Origin of the sequence: Thalassolituus sp. UBA675, from assembly GCF_002297765.1 — a bacterium.
In the GTDB taxonomy this organism is placed as follows: Bacteria; Pseudomonadota; Gammaproteobacteria; order Pseudomonadales; family Oceanobacteraceae; genus Thalassolituus.
This window is the reverse complement of the sequence record NZ_DBNJ01000026.1, coordinates 293,467-311,573: the sequence shown is the minus strand read 5'-3', so window position 1 is coordinate 311,573 and position 18,107 is coordinate 293,467. Positions and strand designations below refer to the sequence as shown.

Annotated in this window: 14 protein-coding genes and 1 pseudogene; 10 read left to right on the top strand and 5 right to left on the bottom strand. The window is 51.5% G+C overall.

Annotated elements, in window-relative coordinates; translation table 11 throughout:
* Positions 1-56: 56 nt before the first annotated feature.
* From murI to cls, 3 genes are all read left to right on the top strand, one after another.
* The gene (gene murI / locus B3007_RS12115; RefSeq protein ID WP_301377325.1) at positions 57-944 is read left to right on the top strand and encodes a glutamate racemase; all 888 of its coding nucleotides are present in this window, start codon (positions 57-59) and stop codon (positions 942-944) included.
* Between the two features lie 83 nt (positions 945-1,027).
* Positions 1,028-1,579, top strand: a complete 552-nt coding sequence (gene folE, locus B3007_RS12110; protein WP_068436502.1) for a GTP cyclohydrolase I FolE — start codon at positions 1,028-1,030, stop codon at positions 1,577-1,579.
* A gap of 87 nt (positions 1,580-1,666) precedes the next feature.
* On the top strand, positions 1,667-3,064 hold the full coding sequence (gene cls, locus B3007_RS12105; RefSeq protein WP_301377328.1) for a cardiolipin synthase: 1,398 nt from the start codon (positions 1,667-1,669) through the stop codon (positions 3,062-3,064).
* Positions 3,065-3,126: 62 nt separating this feature from the next.
* On the opposite strand, the gene B3007_RS12100 is transcribed toward cls, so the two are convergent.
* The gene (locus tag B3007_RS12100) at positions 3,127-3,768 is read right to left on the bottom strand and encodes an OmpW/AlkL family protein (protein ID WP_301377329.1); all 642 of its coding nucleotides are present in this window, start codon (positions 3,766-3,768) and stop codon (positions 3,127-3,129) included.
* 256 nt (positions 3,769-4,024) lie between these two features.
* Between B3007_RS12100 and B3007_RS12095 the strand changes: the two genes are divergently transcribed.
* Positions 4,025-5,848, top strand: a complete 1,824-nt coding sequence (locus B3007_RS12095) for a HAMP domain-containing protein (protein WP_301377330.1) — start codon at positions 4,025-4,027, stop codon at positions 5,846-5,848.
* Positions 5,849-5,913: 65 nt separating this feature from the next.
* On the opposite strand, the pseudogene B3007_RS12090 reads toward B3007_RS12095, so the two are convergent.
* Both B3007_RS12090 and B3007_RS12085 read right to left on the bottom strand, forming a co-directional pair.
* Positions 5,914-7,170, bottom strand: a pseudogene (locus tag B3007_RS12090) (acyl-CoA dehydrogenase C-terminal domain-containing protein); the annotation flags it as partial.
* A gap of 175 nt (positions 7,171-7,345) precedes the next feature.
* The gene (locus B3007_RS12085; RefSeq protein ID WP_068439524.1) at positions 7,346-9,073 is read right to left on the bottom strand and encodes an AMP-binding protein; all 1,728 of its coding nucleotides are present in this window, start codon (positions 9,071-9,073) and stop codon (positions 7,346-7,348) included.
* A gap of 128 nt (positions 9,074-9,201) precedes the next feature.
* Here B3007_RS12085 and B3007_RS12080 point away from each other — a divergent pair, with 128 nt between their 5' ends.
* The 4 genes from B3007_RS12080 to B3007_RS12065 all read left to right on the top strand — a co-directional run bounded on the left by B3007_RS12080 (position 9,202) and on the right by B3007_RS12065 (position 14,249).
* Positions 9,202-10,242, top strand: coding sequence for an AraC family transcriptional regulator (locus tag B3007_RS12080; protein WP_301377332.1), 1,041 nt, complete (start codon positions 9,202-9,204; stop codon positions 10,240-10,242).
* Between the two features lie 139 nt (positions 10,243-10,381).
* Positions 10,382-11,524, top strand: a complete 1,143-nt coding sequence (locus B3007_RS12075) for a fatty acid desaturase family protein (protein WP_301377333.1) — start codon at positions 10,382-10,384, stop codon at positions 11,522-11,524.
* A gap of 276 nt (positions 11,525-11,800) precedes the next feature.
* Positions 11,801-13,744, top strand: a complete 1,944-nt coding sequence (locus B3007_RS12070; protein ID WP_301377334.1) for a putative bifunctional diguanylate cyclase/phosphodiesterase — start codon at positions 11,801-11,803, stop codon at positions 13,742-13,744.
* A gap of 40 nt (positions 13,745-13,784) precedes the next feature.
* Positions 13,785-14,249: a hypothetical protein gene (locus B3007_RS12065; protein WP_068439532.1), complete on the top strand. Its 465-nt coding sequence runs from the start codon at positions 13,785-13,787 to the stop codon at positions 14,247-14,249.
* 48 nt (positions 14,250-14,297) lie between these two features.
* On the opposite strand, the gene B3007_RS12060 is transcribed toward B3007_RS12065, so the two are convergent.
* Both B3007_RS12060 and B3007_RS12055 read right to left on the bottom strand, forming a co-directional pair.
* Positions 14,298-15,611: a type II toxin-antitoxin system HipA family toxin gene (locus tag B3007_RS12060; RefSeq protein WP_068439533.1), complete on the bottom strand. Its 1,314-nt coding sequence runs from the start codon at positions 15,609-15,611 to the stop codon at positions 14,298-14,300.
* Positions 15,608-15,985, bottom strand: coding sequence for a helix-turn-helix domain-containing protein (locus B3007_RS12055; protein WP_068439534.1), 378 nt, complete (start codon positions 15,983-15,985; stop codon positions 15,608-15,610). Before B3007_RS12055 ends, B3007_RS12060 begins: the two co-directional genes overlap by 4 nt.
* Positions 15,986-16,129: 144 nt before the next feature.
* Between B3007_RS12055 and B3007_RS12050 the strand changes: the two genes are divergently transcribed.
* A complete protein-coding gene (locus B3007_RS12050) occupies positions 16,130-16,681 on the top strand; it encodes a YaeQ family protein (protein ID WP_068439536.1) in 552 nt (183 codons plus the stop codon).
* Positions 16,678-18,078 carry a DEAD/DEAH box helicase gene (locus B3007_RS12045; protein WP_301377335.1) on the top strand — a complete coding sequence of 467 codons (1,401 nt, stop codon included), beginning with the start codon at positions 16,678-16,680 and terminating at the stop codon, positions 18,076-18,078. Before B3007_RS12050 ends, B3007_RS12045 begins: the two co-directional genes overlap by 4 nt.
* Positions 18,079-18,107: the final 29 nt, after the last annotated feature.

Genomic DNA, 18,107 nt, shown 5'->3' with positions numbered 1-18,107 from the left:
CGAAATTTCTTTGATAGAATGCCGGCAATACTGACTAACCTGCGGACTTCTCTTCAGTGGTTACCTCCACGCCTCATGTTTCCCGAGACAACAGCATCCTGATTTTTGACTCTGGCGCCGGTGGTCTGTCGATACTTCGTGAGGTCCGCAAGAAACTCCCGGTAACGCGCTTTCATTACCTGATGGACACAGCCTGTTTTCCGTACGGTAATCAGAGTGATAGCCTCCTTGAACGCCGAATCCCTGAATTATGCAAGGCAGCAGTCGAGCGCTTCGATCCTGCGGTACTTGTTCTCGCTTGCAACACTGCCAGTACGTTAGCCCTGCCATTACTCCGTGAAGTACTCGACATCCCAGTTGTGGGCGTTGTGCCCGCGGTGAGAGTCGCCGCCGGGTATTGCGCGAGTTCGGCTGATACCTCATTCGGTCTTCTCGCAACTCCCGCGACGGTGAAGCGCCCATACACCGACAACCTCATATCAGACTTCGCTGAAGGCTTCGAAGTTCACCGTTTTGGAAGCCCACTGCTGGTCAGTTACGCGGAGCGTGCGATCTCCGGCGAGGACGTCAGTTCAGAACTTGAGGCCCACCTTGGCCCCTGGCTGGAGACATACCCGGACATGAAAGCCATTGTACTTGGCTGTACACACTACCCACTTCTGCGCAACGAATTAGAACATCTCTGGCCGGATCATCACTGGATTGACTCAGGTGAAGCAATTGCTCGCCAGACCGATAAAATACTCCGTGCTGCAGTCTCAACAAGGTCAGTAAATATCTCAGAAATAAGGGTTTCGGCGGAAAGCGGTCTGCCTGGAGAAACCGGGAGCCATACATGGTTGCACTGGACCGGAAGACATGAGCCTGATGGCGTCGCTGGCTACCTTTCTGAGCTTGGCGAGCGCGTAAAACGAATGCCATTCGACTGGCCGATAACACAATAAAACTTATACAAGCACAAAACCCTGTATAAGTTTCATCGAATTAAGTACTATTACTTCAAATCTGAATAAGCGACGGAACCAAAATGTCGAAACTAGAATCACTTTACAGTGATGTATTAACTGAATTAGGCGAAGACGTCTCACGCGAAGGCCTTCTGGATACACCCAAACGAGCTGCGAAAGCGATGCAGTTCCTGACCAGTGGTTACGAGACCAAAATCGATGAAGTAGTCAACGGTGCCGTATTCAGCAGCGATAACGACGAAATGGTTGTAGTAGAGGGCATCGAGTTTTACTCACTGTGTGAGCACCACATGTTGCCATTTATCGGCCGATGCCATATTGGTTACCTGCCAAACGGTAAAGTACTCGGCCTCTCCAAGTTCGCGCGAATTGTTGACATGTTCGGACGTCGACTTCAGATTCAGGAGAACATGACGAAACAGATCGCGGAAGCCGTCGAAGAAGTCACGGGCTGTCGTGGTGTAGGTGTCATCGTTGAAGCCAAGCACATGTGTATGATGATGCGTGGCGTACAGAAGCAGAACTCAATGATGCGCACCTCGGTGATGAAGGGTGACTTTCGCGCTAATCAGGCGACCCGTGAAGAATTCATGAGACTCGTCGGCCTCTGATTACAAGCCACCTCACCTGCTGACCCGTCTGATATCGAATGGCGCCAGGCGCCTTTTCACATGACTTAAAGTCGTCTCAGGAAGATTATGGAAGCTTTTGCCTGGTGGGTGTGGCCCATCCTCTTATACATCGGCGGCATAGCAGCCGCCGCTGACGCTTTGTGGCAAGGCCGGACCGCGCAGGGAACAGCCGCCTGGGTACTTGCTCTGATATTGATGCCACTGGTAGCCCTTCCCGTTTATCTTCTCTTTGGTAGTCGCCGCTTCAGAGGTTATCGTCGCGCTCGCCGAAAAAAGGACACGCACCTGGCTAAACGTCAGCGGCAGATCCGTAAAACTCTGACTGATGCTGTACTGTCGCCTGACACGACCACCCTGCCACTACAGAGACTTTTTCGCGTCCCGATGCTGGATGGCAATGACACTCAGCTACTGATTAACGGACACGATACCTTCAATGCGATTCTGAACACCATAAGAACAGCGCGGCATACCGTCTGCGTGCAGTTTTATACTTTCCGCGACGATGCTCTGGGACAGTGCTTTGCTGATGTACTGTGCCAGAAAGTGGCTGAAGGTGTCAGGGTCTACCTGCTTTATGATGAAATCGGCTCTGGTGGTCTGGATAAGAATTTCATCAGGCAGATGACAGATGCTGGCATAGAAGTATCTCGCTTTAACCCACTCAAACTGCGCAACCGGACCAACATCAACTTCCGCAACCACCGTAAGCTGGTGATTATCGATGATCACACAACCTTCGTGGGCGGCCATAACGTGGGCATCGAGTATCTGGGCAAAGACCCGGAAATTGGCCACTGGCGTGACACGCACATGCGTGTGTCCGGCCCGGTATCGCTGGCGTTTCAGTTATCCTTCTGTGAAGACTGGATGTGGGCGACAGGTGATACTCCGGTACTGTGTTGGGAATCGCCACAGGTGATGGGCAATCGCAAGGTGATGTGCATTAACCCAAGTCCCGCCGATTACTACGACAGCGGCAGCCTGTTCTTTACGCACATGATTAACACCGCCACAGAGCGCTGCTGGATTGTGAGCCCGTATTTCGTTCCGGACCAGAACGTCTATGCTGCGCTTCAACTGGCTGGCCTGCGTGGAGTTGATGTCAGGATTATTCTTCCGGGTATCTCTGATAACTGGATGGTAGCTCAGGCGAACCGCAGCTATGTCGCCTCCTTACAGAAAGCTCAGGTGCAGTTTTACACTTACACACCGGGCTTCCTTCATCAGAAAGTTCTATTGGTAGACGATGAGTGGTCGTGCGTTAGCAGTGCCAATCTGGATAACCGCTCGCTGCGCATCAACTTCGAAATTGGCGCTCTGATTAAAGACAAAGAGTTCGCTGCTGAAATCGAGGCGATGATGCTTGATGACCTCGACCATTGTCGCCCTACTCACGTCGATCAGCGCTGGTGGAAGCAGCTTCTTGCGCGCCTGCTTCGCCTTATAGCGCCTGTGCTGTAAAACCAATAGCAATAAAAAAAACCGGGCAATCGCCCGGTTTTTTTATTGGTCATGATGGCTGCTCAGAACTTATAGCCGCACGCAACCATAAAGGCGACAGGATCAATCTCGACATCCAGGCCATCCGCAGCGCCACCTTTTACCTCAGTGTCGATATCCACTTTCCAGAGAGAAGCGTTAACCAACCAGTTATCATTGATCATATAATCAACACCGGCGCTGTATGCTAAGCCAAAGCTTGGTTTCAGTCCGTTAGAGCCAAGGCCAGCATCATCCTCTTCGTCAAAGAAGAAGGTGTAGTTTACGCCTAAACCAACATATGGCTGAATCGCAGAGTCCGCGCCCATAGGGTAGTATTGCGCTGATAAAGTAGGCGGAAGGTGTTTCGTAGTCAGAACATCGGCACCGTCGATCGCCCCACCATCACCTTCGGCAGTGTGTTCAAAAGGTGTTGCAGCAAGCAATTCCACACCGAGGTACTGATTGACCATATAAACACCGGTCAGCCCGAGTTGAATATTGCTATCGATATCCAACTCTGAATCTGGCACCAGAGCACTGGTATCGGCGTTGCCATCTTTCGGAATAACATTGATTACGCCAGCTTTAACGATAATATCCCCAGCTTCGTATGCAAATGCGGGAACGGCAGGAAGGAAAGCCATTGATACAGCACCAGCGATCAGGGTTTTCATCAGTTTCATCGCGCACTCCTTATGTCTGTGCAATAGAAAACACAGCCAGAATACGTAAATGACATTGACGTCATTTGATACAAATCAAGAACAAAACAACAACGAACGGTTCACAGGCGCGAAGCACGATCTATGTCAATTTTCGGCGAAGAATGTACGAAACAAGCCAGAGAATATGACCCTGTTGATCTCTGGTCGTCAAAATTTGTTTTCTGGCCTATAGTTACAAAACGAGTATAACTTTCATAATTGCAGGACACAGGACTTGAGTAGCCCGCAGAAACAGACTGATCAGGAATTCGTTCAGAAAAGCCACGTTGGCGTGCGTCTGCTGTCATATCTTCTGGCTTTCAGCTTTATCGTCAGTGTCCTGGCCTCGGGCTTTGTACTCTATTCTGATTACCGCCGCGGTGTCAGCCAATACCGCAGCAACCTCGATCAGATCCACGCCAGTTACCAGGAAAGTATCAGCTACAGCCTCTGGAACTTTGACAACCGCCAGATCGAATCTCAGCTCTCCGGTATCCTCAACTTCCCGGGTGTGGTTTACGTCTACATCGAAAGTCGTGAGAAGCTGGTACAGAGCGCGGGAGATATTTATGCCGCCGCGGACCTTCATTATTCGTTTCCGCTGACGCACCAGAGCGCTTCTCAGGAATACGAGCTCGGTAACCTTTACCTGAATGTGAACTACACCGGCCTCTATGATGATCTCAAGCACAAAGCAGTCACCATCATCGGCACCCAGTTTATAAAGACTTTTTCAGTCTCTATTTTCATCCTTGTTATGGTACGCCTGCTGATTACCCGCCGGTTAGATGTGATGGCCCAGTGGGCACACACCTTCAGCCTGAATAATCTTGATGATCCGTTGCAGTTCAGCGATCAACATAAGCGATCAGATGAGCTCGACATGGTCGCCAACGCAATTAACCGCATGCGCGAAACCCTTCGCAGTGACGCCCAGGAACGGGAGCAGGCCCGAGAGCAGCTGGTCGAAACCAAAGAGCAGCTGACAGTCGCAATTGACAACGCCTCTCTGGGCTTTGCGAGATACCTGCCTGAGTCTGACCATCTTCAATGTAATAACCACTTTGCACGGCATCTGGCGACCACGCGCCAGGAGTTGGAGTCCATGCCCAGTGCGATGGAACATATCCGTGACATGGTTCGGGGGCTTAAAGGTCCGGAGCAGCGGGAAAAGATTAACCAGTTATTGCTTGGCCGCATATCGCGACTGCATGGCGAATTTACCATTGCCAACTTCCGCAATGAGAAGTGCTATTTCGATATCACCATGCAAACGCTCCAGTTCAGTGAATCGCGCCCTCGTGAAGTTCTGATCTGCATGCTGGATAAAACCCGCGAACAGTCTGCAACCCGCCGTGCTCATGAGTTAGCAGCGTCACTTGAGAATAAAGTCACCGAGCGCACGGAGCAGCTGTACACAGAGCAACAGAAGGCCCGTGAAACAGTAAGGCGCCTCGAGACCCGTCTGGAGCAGAAAAATGCTCAGGTGAATCAGCAGTCGACGAATGAGTTCAAGAAGTGGCTGCTTGCAGAAATGGAAGAGCACTACCCAGAAGGTGCAGACCTCCCAGGCAGAATGCCGGTCATGCGCGAGTATCTGCGCCATTGCACCAACGAGGGCCAGGGCGCTGTTGATCTGCCGAAGCTCTTCGACGACCTGCTACACGAATCTGAGATTCTTAAGTCTGTCCGAACCGTGACTCAGATGCCATTCTCTTTAGTGATATCAGAACCGGCCGGACTGCTGTCATTCCTGATCAGCCTAATTCTCGAACGAGAGCCAATGTTGGAACGTGCAACCCTTCTCAAATCCAGTGCGGAAGTAAAAGGTGCCATGGCACAGGTTCACTTCTCACTGGCACTCCCGGAAGGCACCGACGAAGTAACGCCTCATCCGCACTTTGGTCTGGCTGAACATATCACCACAACCCGCTTCCATGGCGATCTGAACCGCCAGTTAAGCGATGAGAATACGCTCGATATTGATCTTTCAATCGCGCTCTATGATTACTCTGACAAGTCAGTGCATGACGATGATGAAAGCGAAGTCGAAGCCTGATTAATATTCCCCGGACAATAAAACGGCCAGCATTTGCTGGCCGTTTTATTATCGTCAGATCTCACTTACAGAAAAGCAAAGCTCTCCTCATCCATCTGCATCAGAGACTTCGGATCTTTTAGCATCATTTTCCTGTGTGCTTTCGCTCGAGGCAGAAGACGATCATAATAAAATTCTGCGGTCTGAATTTTCGCTTTATGAAAATCGACATCTTTCCCCTCAGCGATGTTAGTGTAAGCAGCATCCGCCATTTTCGCCCAGAAGAACGCCATCACGATGTAGCACGAGTACATCAGGTAATCGACTGACGCAGCACCTACCATGTCGCGGTCTTTTCGTGCTTTGAACGCAATACGGAAAGTGTTCAGACGCCAGGCAATCATCGCCCGCTTCAGCTGCTTGATGAACGGCTTCATCTCTTTGGTATTTTTGTGGTTCTTAATGAACTGGTTTACCACAGCGCGGAAATCATCAAATGACTTCATACGGCCCAGCAGGATCTTACGACCCAGCAGGTCGAGTGCCTGAACGCCTGTAGTACCTTCGTACAGCTTGGCAATCTGAGTATCACGGATGATCTGCTCCATGCCCCATTCTTTAATAAAGCCGTGACCACCGTATACCTGAACACCGTGGTTCGCCGCTTCGTAACCCAGTTCTGTCAGACCCGCTTTCATGATTGGCGTCAGGAAGCCTAGTTTGTCGTCCCAGTCCTCGTAGCCTTTCATATCGCCTGCAGCATGTGAGGCCATCATTTTGTCTGCCAGCGTCGCTGCATAATACAGCATGGCACGACCGCCTTCGGCGATGGCTTTCTGAGTCAGCAGCATACGACGTACGTCCGGGTGAACGATCAGTGCATCAGCCACTTTGTCCGGACTCTTCTTACCGCTCAGGGAGCGCATTGAACGACGCTCTTTGGCATATGGCAGTGCGCCCTGGAACGACAGTTCAGCCGCACCGATACCCTGAATAGAAGTACCCAGACGAGCCGTGTTCATGAAGGTGAACATGCAGTGCAGGCCCTTATTCTCAGGGCCGATCAGGAAGCCTTTAGAACCGTCGAAGTTCATGACACAGGTAGACGAACCGTGAATACCCATTTTGTGCTCGATAGAACCGCAGGTCACGTTGTTCGTCTCGCCATCACTACCATCGTCGTTCACATTCAGCTTAGGCACGATAAACAGCGAGATACCTTTTGTGCCTGCAGGCGCATCAGGAAGACGGGCAAGTACGATATGAATAATGTTGTCGGTAAAGTCGTGTTCACCCGAAGAAATAAAAATCTTAGTCCCGGTGATGTTGTAGCTACCATCAGCATTCTTTCAGCGGCAGCCAGAAGCAGCGATTGGCCGCGATGACCAACAGAGGGTGTCACACTGGTAAGTCCGGGGGGTTCTGCGGGTGTTATTGAGATAGGTCAAGAAACAAAACGGCCCCTGCATGAGGGGCCGTTTCTATTTTCAGCAAATTGCAACAAAGTACCGAGCGGAATTAAGCCGGCTCAGCTTCTTTGTTCTTAGCAGCTTCTTCGTCTTTCAGCTCACGACGGAGAATCTTACCAACCGGAGTCATTGGCAGTTCATCGCGGAACTCAATGTACTTAGGCTGTTTGTAACCGGTCAGATTTTCACGGCAGTGAGCTTTGATGTCATCCGCAGTGAGGTTCTTATCGGTAGAGATAATGAACAGTTTCACTGCTTCACCACTCTTCGCATCCGGAATACCGATCGCGGCACAGTTCTCAACAGCAGGATGCGCTGCCACAACTTCTTCAATTTCGTTTGGATAAACATTGAAGCCAGATACCAGGATCATGTCTTTGATACGGTCAACGATCTTCACGAAACCATCGTCATCGATAACAGCAACGTCACCGGTCTTCAGCCATTCGCCGTCTTCAGTGAAAGAGTCAGCGGTCGCTTCAGGACGGTTCCAGTAACCTTTCATTACCTGAGGACCCTTAACGCACAGCTCACCGCGCTCGCCCTGAGGCACTTCGTTACCCTGATCGTCGATACACTTCAGTGACGTGCCCGGAACAGCCTGGCCCACAGTACCAAGACGCTCAAGACCAGCCGCTGGGTTAACCGCAACAATTGGCGAACATTCAGTCAGACCATAACCTTCTGAGATACCGCAACCTGTGGTTTCTTTCCAACGCTTGGCAGTGTCATCCATCAGAGCAGTACCGCCTGACAGAGTCAGGTTCAGGTGCTCGAAGTTACACTCTTTAAATTCAGGGTGGTTCAACAGCCCGACAAACAGTGTGTTCAGACCAACAAAACCGTCCAGACGATGAGGCTTGATCATTTTAATGAACATGCCTGGGTCACGAGGGTTCGCGATCAGGATGCTGTGATCACCAGAATCCAGCATCGCCATCAGGTGAACAGTGAACGAGTAGATGTGATACAGAGGCAGCGGAGCTACTACAGTAGCGCCTTCGGCTGGTTTCAGTGGCTTACCGTTATCATCAACCTGTGCCATGTTGGCACGCGCCTGCAGCATGTTCGCAATCAGGTTCAGGTTGGTCAGCTCAGCGCCCTTCGCAACACCTGTTGTACCACCGGTGTACTGCAGAACGATAGTACTGTCGTGACCAGTGATGTGGTTCTTCTTATAGGCACCCGCAGACTTACCCAGGCTCAGCGCTTTACGGAAACGCACAGCGGTTGGCAACGAGTAATCCGGGATCATTTTCTTGATGTATTTAGCAGCAGCATTGATCAGCTGACGCTTAGGGAATGGCAGCATGTCTGCAAGGCTGGTCACAATAACGTGCTTCAGGCCCGTTTCTGGCAGGATGCTCTGTACAGATTTAGCGAACATGTCCATGCACACCAGGGCTTTAGCGCCTGAGTCGTTGAACTGATGAAGCATTTCGCGTTCAGTGTACAGCGGGTTCGTGTTCACAAGAATCATACCGGCACGAAGAACGCCGTATACCGCAATCGGACACTGCATAATGTTCGGCATCTGAACCGCGACACGATCGCCTGGCTGCAGGGTAGTATGGTTCTGGAGATAGGATGCGAATGCAGCACTGTACTCGTCGATTTCACGATAGGTCAGAGTGTAGCCTACGCTGGTGAATGCTTTGCGGTCAGCGTAGCGCTTGAACGCACTGTCAATGCATTCAACAACCGAATCGTATTCATTCACATTGATGGTATCAACGATACCGGGCGCACGTTTGCCGTCCCAGAAAGACGCATCCATAGGTTTTTCCCCTGTTTATTTGATCGTTTTTAACGCGCCCAGACTATGAAGCAAAGCGAGTTTGAGCGAAAGTGATATTCGTGACATCATTTTGGTCATTTACCGCCACACATTGTATCAGGTTTACCATGCCCGGACGTCAGGATATATCCGCAGTTCACCCGCTGTTTACTAACGAGTACCTGATCCCCTTGCTGGAGCTGCTGGCTAACCGAGGGATAAGCCCGGCACAGTTAGTCACAAATACCCGCCTTTCGCCACGGGCGCTCGGACAACCCGGCACACATATCTCAGCGCGTGAGTATGACCAGATCGTACGCAACGCCTATCGCCTGTCAAACGATCCCCTGCTGGGGCTGGAGCATGGGCGAAGAATGAGCATCGCAAGCCATGGCTTTCTCGGTTTTGCGGTGATGGCGAGCGAAACTCTGGGCGAGGGTCTCTCGTTGGCGGTACGTTACGCAGGCACCCGTACCGGGTTGGCGCGCATTCGATTTCGTCAGGGGCAGGATGAATGCGCTCTGGAGATTATCAGAGCTGCCGCCCTGCCCGACTCCTACCCTTTTATTGCTCACAACATTCTATCGACGCTGGTAACAATTGCGCGTTTTTTGACCCGCAATAGTGACATCCTGGCTCCAATCATCAGACTGGTCGAGTCAGCACAGCGACCAGTGGCTTTCTATGAACAACTGTTAGGCTGCGACGTCGAATTTAACTGTGATCAGTATGAACTTGTATTACCCAAAGCAGCTCTGAGCCTCGAGGTATCTACAGCGAACAGCGTTGCTCGTCATAGCGCGGAGCAGGAATGCGAGCGGCTACTGGCGGAAGCGCCGGGTGAGCACATCGATCTTGCGTCACGCGTCCGTACGCTACTGATCAGTTACGGCAGCGGCCTATCACTAGAAGATGTTGCAGAGCGCCTGCGTATCAGCGCCCGATCCCTCAACCGGCAACTGGCACAGCTCAACACCAGTTTCCGAAAAATGGTTGAAGAAGTAAGACGTGAACAGGCCACAAGACTGCTTGGCAACTCGAGCATGAAGGTTTCAGAAATCGCCGAGCAACTAGGTTACACAGACACGTCAAACTTCGTGAGGGCGTTTCGGAAATGGATGGGAATCACACCATTAAATTACCGAAAACTGACCAAACATGTGTCCTGAGTCACAATATTTCCAACCATAGTTTCACAACACCTGTATAATAACGATAACTTTGAGGCGCTGATTGTCCATACGGAAGTGGAAGAAACGAGCGTCCGAAAAGCACAGGCTGCGGCCTCATAACTAAAGAATAATTAACATGTCTCACGTACACTTTCAGTCCGGCAAACGCCCGGTATATCAGGAATTATCTGGAGAAGTGACCCGTTTCTTCAGAGAGAAAGGAATCAGGAAAACCGGCGATGATCGCCTGCATAATAAAGCCATTTTTATTGCCCTGCTGTACGTAGGGAGCTACCTGCTCATCTACGGTCTGTCTGGCTCAATGCATTACATTGCCTGGGCACTGCATGGCATAGCTACAGCACTGGTCGGGTTCAATATCATGCACGACGGTGCACATGAATCTTTCAGCGGTTCTCGCAAGGTCAATCGCCTGATGGCGATGTCCTTCAACCTCGTTGGTAGTAATCGCTACTACTGGGCACAGAAGCACAATCGCAATCATCACGCCTTTACCAATGTCGACGAGGCGGACGAGGATATCGACGCTCTCGGACTGTTCCGGATGAGCCCTCATCAACCGCATCGCCCATTTCACAAATATCAGCATTTTTATGTCTGGTTCCTGTACCTGATTACCAGTCTGTTCTGGTTCTTTGCGTTGGATTTTAAAGCCTATGGCAGCCAGAAAATTGCCCGCAGGGATTATTCGCACCGCATGAAGCTCGCTGACCATGTGGAGTTCTGGGCATCGAAAGCCATCTACGTGACCCTGTATCTGCTGATTCCAATGGCTGCTTTGGGAACTGGCCCAGCACTGCTCGGTTTTCTTCTGATGCACGCTTTTCTGGGCTTCCTGTTCGCCGTTATCTTCCAATTGGCACATGTCGTAGACAAAGCTGAATTCCCCCGCCCGGACGAACGTGGTGTATTACCGGACGAGTGGGCCGTACATCAGATGCGTACTACGGTAGACTTCGCCACGGACAGCCGTTTTCTGACCTGGGCTCTCGGAGGACTGAATTTTCAGGCAGAACATCACCTGTTCCCACGTGTGAGCCATGTGCATTACGCTGAATTGCACCCTATGGTTGAAAAGAAAGCGGCAGAACTGGGCTATGAGCTGCGCTCGTACCCAACGATGCGGGCGGCCATCAAAGGTCACTATCGCCACATTAAGGCGCTTTCCGTGCCGGCAGCGCCAGCGCGCGCGATCACGGTAGATGAGACAAACGAGATAGAGTGCACTGCTGGCGCTGAAGAACTCAGAGTTTCGTGATCTATCACACTCGAGAGACGTTTAAACAAACCGTTTTATAGAGCAATAATCGAGCAACAAAAGCCGGTTGCCGCTAGCAAAAGTCGAGTTCTTTCCGGATGCCTTGCATACCTTCCTTAAAAAGTCAGAGCGGAAGATGCAGACAGGACAAAATAGCCGGATACGCTCGATTCACTGCCACGGCAACCAGCGGATGTCAGGCCGTCCTGATTCTCCCGTCAGGTCGTCACCACGCTTACCGACAACTACAAAAACAAACAGGTACCTGGCGGCCCTATGCACCAAAGGCTTGAGCAACACATAAAGCAACACCTCGGAGAAGAGGCGAGCCTGCCCGAAAACTTTCAGGCGCTGCTCCGGGACGTTGACCGAACATACGAATTACTGGATCAACAGCGGTCCGACCTCATGGAAACGCTTGAGCAGAGTGCGCGTACCATGCTGGAGCGGAACGCTACCCTGACCCGCAACCTTGAATCCCAACGAAAGTCACAACAGGAACTGAGTCAGTCATACGAAGTACTCAATGCCACGCTCAATGCGTCAAACGAAGGCATTCTTGTTGTCGACAACGATGATCATGTCGTAGCGTTCAACGACCGCTACGTAGAGTTGCTCCGCACCTCACGGGACGAAGTCATTTCTCGGTCGGGCACCGACCTGTTCCACTACTCCTGCTCCTTGTTCAGCGATAAAACGAAGCTGCATAGTCAACTGGCGGCGATTCGTGATCCCGGTAAATCGTCGTTCGATGAATACAAGTTTCATGACGGAACAACACTGGAGATATACGGACATCACCATGAAGTTGCCGGCTTTATATGGATGATCCGCGATATTACGGAAGTCCGTGAAAAAGAAGCGACCATCAGTTACCAGGCGTACCATGACAGCCTGACCGGCTTGCCAAACCGCGTACACCTGCAGCAGAAACTGTCTGAGGCCATTGAAGAAGCCACAGATACACACAAGCGCTTTGCTCTTTGCTATCTGGATCTGGATGGTTTTAAAACCATCAACGACAGCCTTGGTCATAGTACCGGGGACGAGTTGCTCATTGAGGTCGCCCAACGCCTTCAGGGAGTATTGCGCCCAGGAGACACACTGGCCCGTGTTGGTGGTGACGAATTTATCGTACTGTTCAACCACGTCGAGCACCACGATGAAGTACTGGAGTCCGCAGAGCATCTGCTGCTTCGCTTGTGTGATCCGATTCGCCTCGGACGCAGAGAGTTCGTCATTGGCGCCTCTATGGGTATAGCCATCTACCCTACCGATGGCGAAGAAGTCGGCATTCTTATGCGTAATGCCGACATCGCCATGTACCGTGCAAAAGCAAATGGTAAAAATTGCTACCATCTGTTTACGCCATCGCTGGAACGTATCGCCGTTCAGCGTATGTCCCTTGAGACCAGTCTGCGCAAGGCTCTGGAAAGCAACGCACTGGAGTTATATTACCAACCTAAGGTGTGCCTCCACGATATACGACCGGGGATGTCAACTGGCCACCTCCACAGCTTTGAGGCGTTACTGCGTTGGCCAAAGTCTAACGGTGAGTTCGTATCACCAGAGAGCTTCATCCATATCGCAGAAGATGCGGGCATGATCGGCCGGATTGGTTTCTGGATTCTTGAGCAAGCATGCATCCAGGCAAAAGAGTGGTACCAGCAAGGCTACCAGGCCAACATCAGCATCAATATTTCCCCAAGACAGTTCCTGATTCCGAATTTTCATCTGGATATCGTCCGCACGATTAAAGAAATAGGCATACCAACCTCGCTGATTTCAGTTGAGATCACTGAAAGCCTGCTGATGCAGGACCTCACTCATGCCCGCCACGTCCTCGAGTATTTCAGAGAACATGGCATATTTATTTACCTTGACGACTTCGGCACCGGCTTTTCATCACTCAATTATCTGAAGAACTTACCCGTCGACGCCATCAAGATCGACCGGACGTTTGTGAAGGACCTGAGCACGAGCACTGCCGATCAGGCCATTGCCGCTTCGATCATTACGTTAGGCAAAAACCTCGATATGCTGATTGTGGCTGAAGGAATTGAGACCGCTGAGCAAGCTGATTTTCTGATCCGCAACGGCTGTGATCTCGCACAAGGGTTCTATTATGGTCACCCAGTGAGTGCCTCAGACGCCGAGCAGTTCCTGCACCCCGACGACTTATTGCACTGCAATATTGCACACCGACCGGCGGCGAAGTAAATTCGCCGCCTGACTAATCGATTTATATCTGGAGTCCGCCGTGGAATACCCGTCTTTTGTTGCGATTGATGCCAGCTCATACGAAGACAGCGCACACCCCGTCGCAATCGCCTGGTCTCTGGCGGACGGCACCGTCAAGACAACTCTGATTCAACCGGACGATGACTGGGACGATTGGGATTTCGCACTCGAAGACCTGCATGGTATTTCTCAGGACACTCTCTATCAGATGGGAGAAACCGGCTGGTCCGTTATCCGCGAGCTGGAAGCAGACCTTGATCAGCCGTTTCTGCTAGCCGACCACGCAGAGCGCTGCGAGCTTCTTCTTGAAAAGCTCTATGATGCCTACGGCAAAGAGTCATCCATTGAGATCGGCGCCTGCCAGGCAGAGCCTGGCCTCGACATGCTCGGAGAGTGGTACGAAGACACCAACTTCTGGCATCAGCCATGCGATGAGCGTGTACGTTTACTGTTGTTCAAATGGAACGAATCAAAAGATCATTAATGATCACTAAATTGCATAAATTAACACCAGTATATCATTAGCGATATTTTAAATTGAAAACTTCCTGAAGGACGATTCAATAGAGGCGGCCCAATCCTCCGGGACGCCTGCCTCCTGGGCGAACCTTCTCCAGTCTCGGACAGCCTCTCCCACCTCGCTAATCAACTCTTTAACCTGTCGCTCCCGAATGTCCGCTGCTTTACCGCATTCGATGAGGTCATCAAGGGCAAAATGATCCCGCTTGCCGTTGACAGACATCTGGTGAGTAGAAGTCCAGTCCCCATCAGGGTTGTAGGCATAAGTTACATCATAAGCGGGCGCCAGAGACCACACCCCCTGACGGTTCATGAGAAAGCCAATATTCTTCGTATGATCATCCTGATTACGTATCATCAGATTAAGCAGCATTCGCCGGAACTGCTGCTCTTGAGCAACGCGTGCCTGACTCTTCACAACCTGACGAATCACACGAAAGCACTGCTCGTAAGAATACCCGCCTGCCACATTAAAATCGTAATGAGCAATACCACAGAGCGTTTGCATATGAAGCTTCTTGCCAGTTTCAGACCGGTCAAACCGCTGGGTCAGAAAGTGCGCACGACCGTTTTCTTCAAGTAAGCGACTTGGCATCATCTCGATGCCCGCAGCCTGTGCCATCAAATAGCATGCATATTCAATGCGGGTATAACCTTGAGGGTCTGCCAATTCTTTATCACGATTCGCCGCAACGCCGTCGAATTTGAGCAAATAGTGCCGAAAGCCCGCTTCTGTATCGCACTGCCCGGAGCGCACCTCTCCGGTCTGCTCGTTCCATGCGATGACGGCTTTTGCACGTGCACCACCCGCCGACGTTCCCACTGCAATAATCTGGTTCAACGCCTGAGCGTCTTCTTCGCCTTCAATAATTTCTACCGCAAGGCCCTGCTTCTGATTCAGGGCTTTATTCGCCAGCGACACCAACTCGGACAACTCGACTGGCGTTCCAGCGCCTACATGGCCTCGCGTCGCCGGAGCAAACTCCAGCGCCCCCATGCCTCGTTGCCCAATGTAGAGCAGACGTTCAACAGGGTTGAATGACTCCGGATCACGCCCTTGTGCCACCAGCCACTGATCAATCAGGAGATTACCGAACTTGTCCGGCAAGGCATCTGCCAACATTCCCGGCAAGCCCTTAAAGGTCTCATGAGCCAGCTGTGGAAAACTGAAACGCCCCGCTCTTAACGGCATCTGCAGTGGTGCCAACTCTATGCCGGAGCGTAGGAATTCAGGAGCATATTCGAACACGCCGAGCTGACGCACACTGTTCCATTGAACAGCGCCTATTGTGCGTCCCCAAAGCTGCACTTCCGCCAGGCTGATCATTCGTCATCGCCCCACGACCAGCTTGCATCATCTGCCGATGACGATTCAGGTCTTGCCCTCTGACGTATGGGCGCCTCCCGATAAATCCCGGCACCGTTCTCTCGGAGGCTCGCTATCGGGCTGACATCAGGCTCACGAATCAATGCATCCAACAGGTGCACAAGCCCGAGGGCGCGTAAAACAGCGATAAGATTAAGCAGACTCAGATTGCCCTCTCCGCCCTCAAAACGCCGCAGTGTGGCCACTCCCACCCCAGCGAGATCAGCCAGCGCCTGCTGTGTAACGTTACGCTGGAGACGCTCACTCCGGAGCCGCCCGGCCAACTTTGCCAGAATCTGCTGATCTGACAGTGGATCAAGATCATACTCACTCATTTATGACCTCCTAAACAACATTAATATATATAATTAATCATGAATGATCCTTAAAGTAAAAAGTATTTATACTATGCAAGCTCCACCAATCGCAGTAGAGTACGCACCTTTCTTCTCCCGTACACAAAGCTCGAGAATCCAGGCATGGCACTGAAAGCCACCATCTACAAAGCTGAACTGATGATCTCTGACATGGATCGCGACTACTATGCGACCCACACCCTGACGATCGCCCAACATCCCTCAGAAACCATACTGAGAATGATGACCCGCATCGCGGTATTCGCGTTGAATGCACACGAACGTCTGGAATTTACCCGAGGCATCAGCACAGATGACGAGCCTGATCTCTGGCAGCGCACATACAGCGATGAGACGGAGCTTTGGATTGAACTGGGCCAGCCTGATGAAAAACGTCTACGAAAGGCGTGTAATAAAGCACAGTCAGTCAAACTGTACGGCTATCAGGGCAATGCATTTGATGTCTGGTGGAAACAGCATGAAAATAAAATTCATGCATACCCAAAGCTGAGCGTAATTAAGCTCGCCGACGATGCCTGCACTCAGCTAGAGTCACTATGCACCCGCACCATGCGACTGCAAGCGACGATCCAGGACGGCACCATGTGGCTAGGAAATGACGAGCAGTCCATCGAATTTACGCCTGAGACACTCTTTGGTGGAGACCAGTCATGAGTAGCTTCCGCAGCCTGTTGCACGACACTAACATTCTGAAACGGCTGGCATCGTTGGGATACGCTGAACCTACCCCGATTCAGGAGGCCGCAATCCCTCATATCCTGGCGGGAACCGAACTGATGGCCGCAGCGCCAACCGGTACGGGCAAGACCGCAGCGTTTATGCTTCCGCTTCTGCAATTACTCAGCGAGCACCCACGCACAGAAGAAGAAGGTTATCGCTACCCGCGAGTACTTATTATTGCGCCAACGCGTGAACTCGCTCAGCAACTGGCAGAGAATTTTCGGGACTATGGACGCAACTGCGGTCACCGTTGTCTGCTCCTTTGCGGCGGACAGAACCCACGCACCATTGAAGATAAAATGGCCGAAGGCGCAGACGCTGTCGTAGCCACACCAGGTCGCCTGTACGAACTCATGATCCGTCATCGTGTCAGTTTTGAGCATCTGCAGTGTCTGGTGCTCGACGAAGCAGACCGCCTGCTGGATCTGGGCTTCGCCGAAGATCTGCAACGCATTGTTCAGAAACTACCCGACGTTCGCCAGAACCTTCTTTTCTCGGCAACATTTGATAATGCCGTACGCGAACTTGCGTCTGAGCTTATGCCCGGAGCCATCGAACTCGGGCAGAAAGACGCCAACCGCACTAGCGAAAACGTCCGTCAGTGGCTGCACCCTGTCGATCACAGCGATAAAGGCAATGCCGTTGCTTCGCTTCTGATTGAAAATAAATGGAAGCAGGTAATGGTCTTCACCAAGACCAAAAAAGGTGCAGACGCTCTGACGGATCACCTCAAATCAGAAGGCATTCAGGCGGAAGTGCTGCACGGTGATAAAACACAGGCTGAGCGTAACGACATTCTTGATGCCTTCCGCGAGCATCGCCTGCGAGTTCTCGTGACGACGGATGTCGCCTCACGCGGCATTGATATTGAACACTTACCTGCGGTCATCAATCATGACCTGCCGCCTGTCGCGCACGACTACATTCACCGTATTGGTCGTACCGGCCGCGCCGGTGAAAAAGGTATCGCGATTTCACTGGTCGCCGCCCATGAAGTCGACACACTGACCGCCATTGAAACTCTGATCGGCCGCGCACTACGTCGCGAGGATCTTATCGGACATGTACCAAACCACAGCGTCCCCGCGACAGGGCCTGGTAAACTCAACCTGCGTAAAACATTGAAGACAAAAGCAGGCAAAGAGAAAGCACAGAAAGGAAAGGCTTCAAAAGGAAAACAGAGCGGTGAAGACAATCAGGAATTGAGCTCCGTGCCACGTGCCAACCGCGCTAAAGAGAAGCCATCCGCGCCACCACCAAAAGAGCCAAAAGGTCGCGGAGGCTCTCTCTTTTCAGGGCGTAAAAACGTCACCAAAAGATCGATTGATTAAAACACGATTCAATTGGTCTCTTCAGGCGG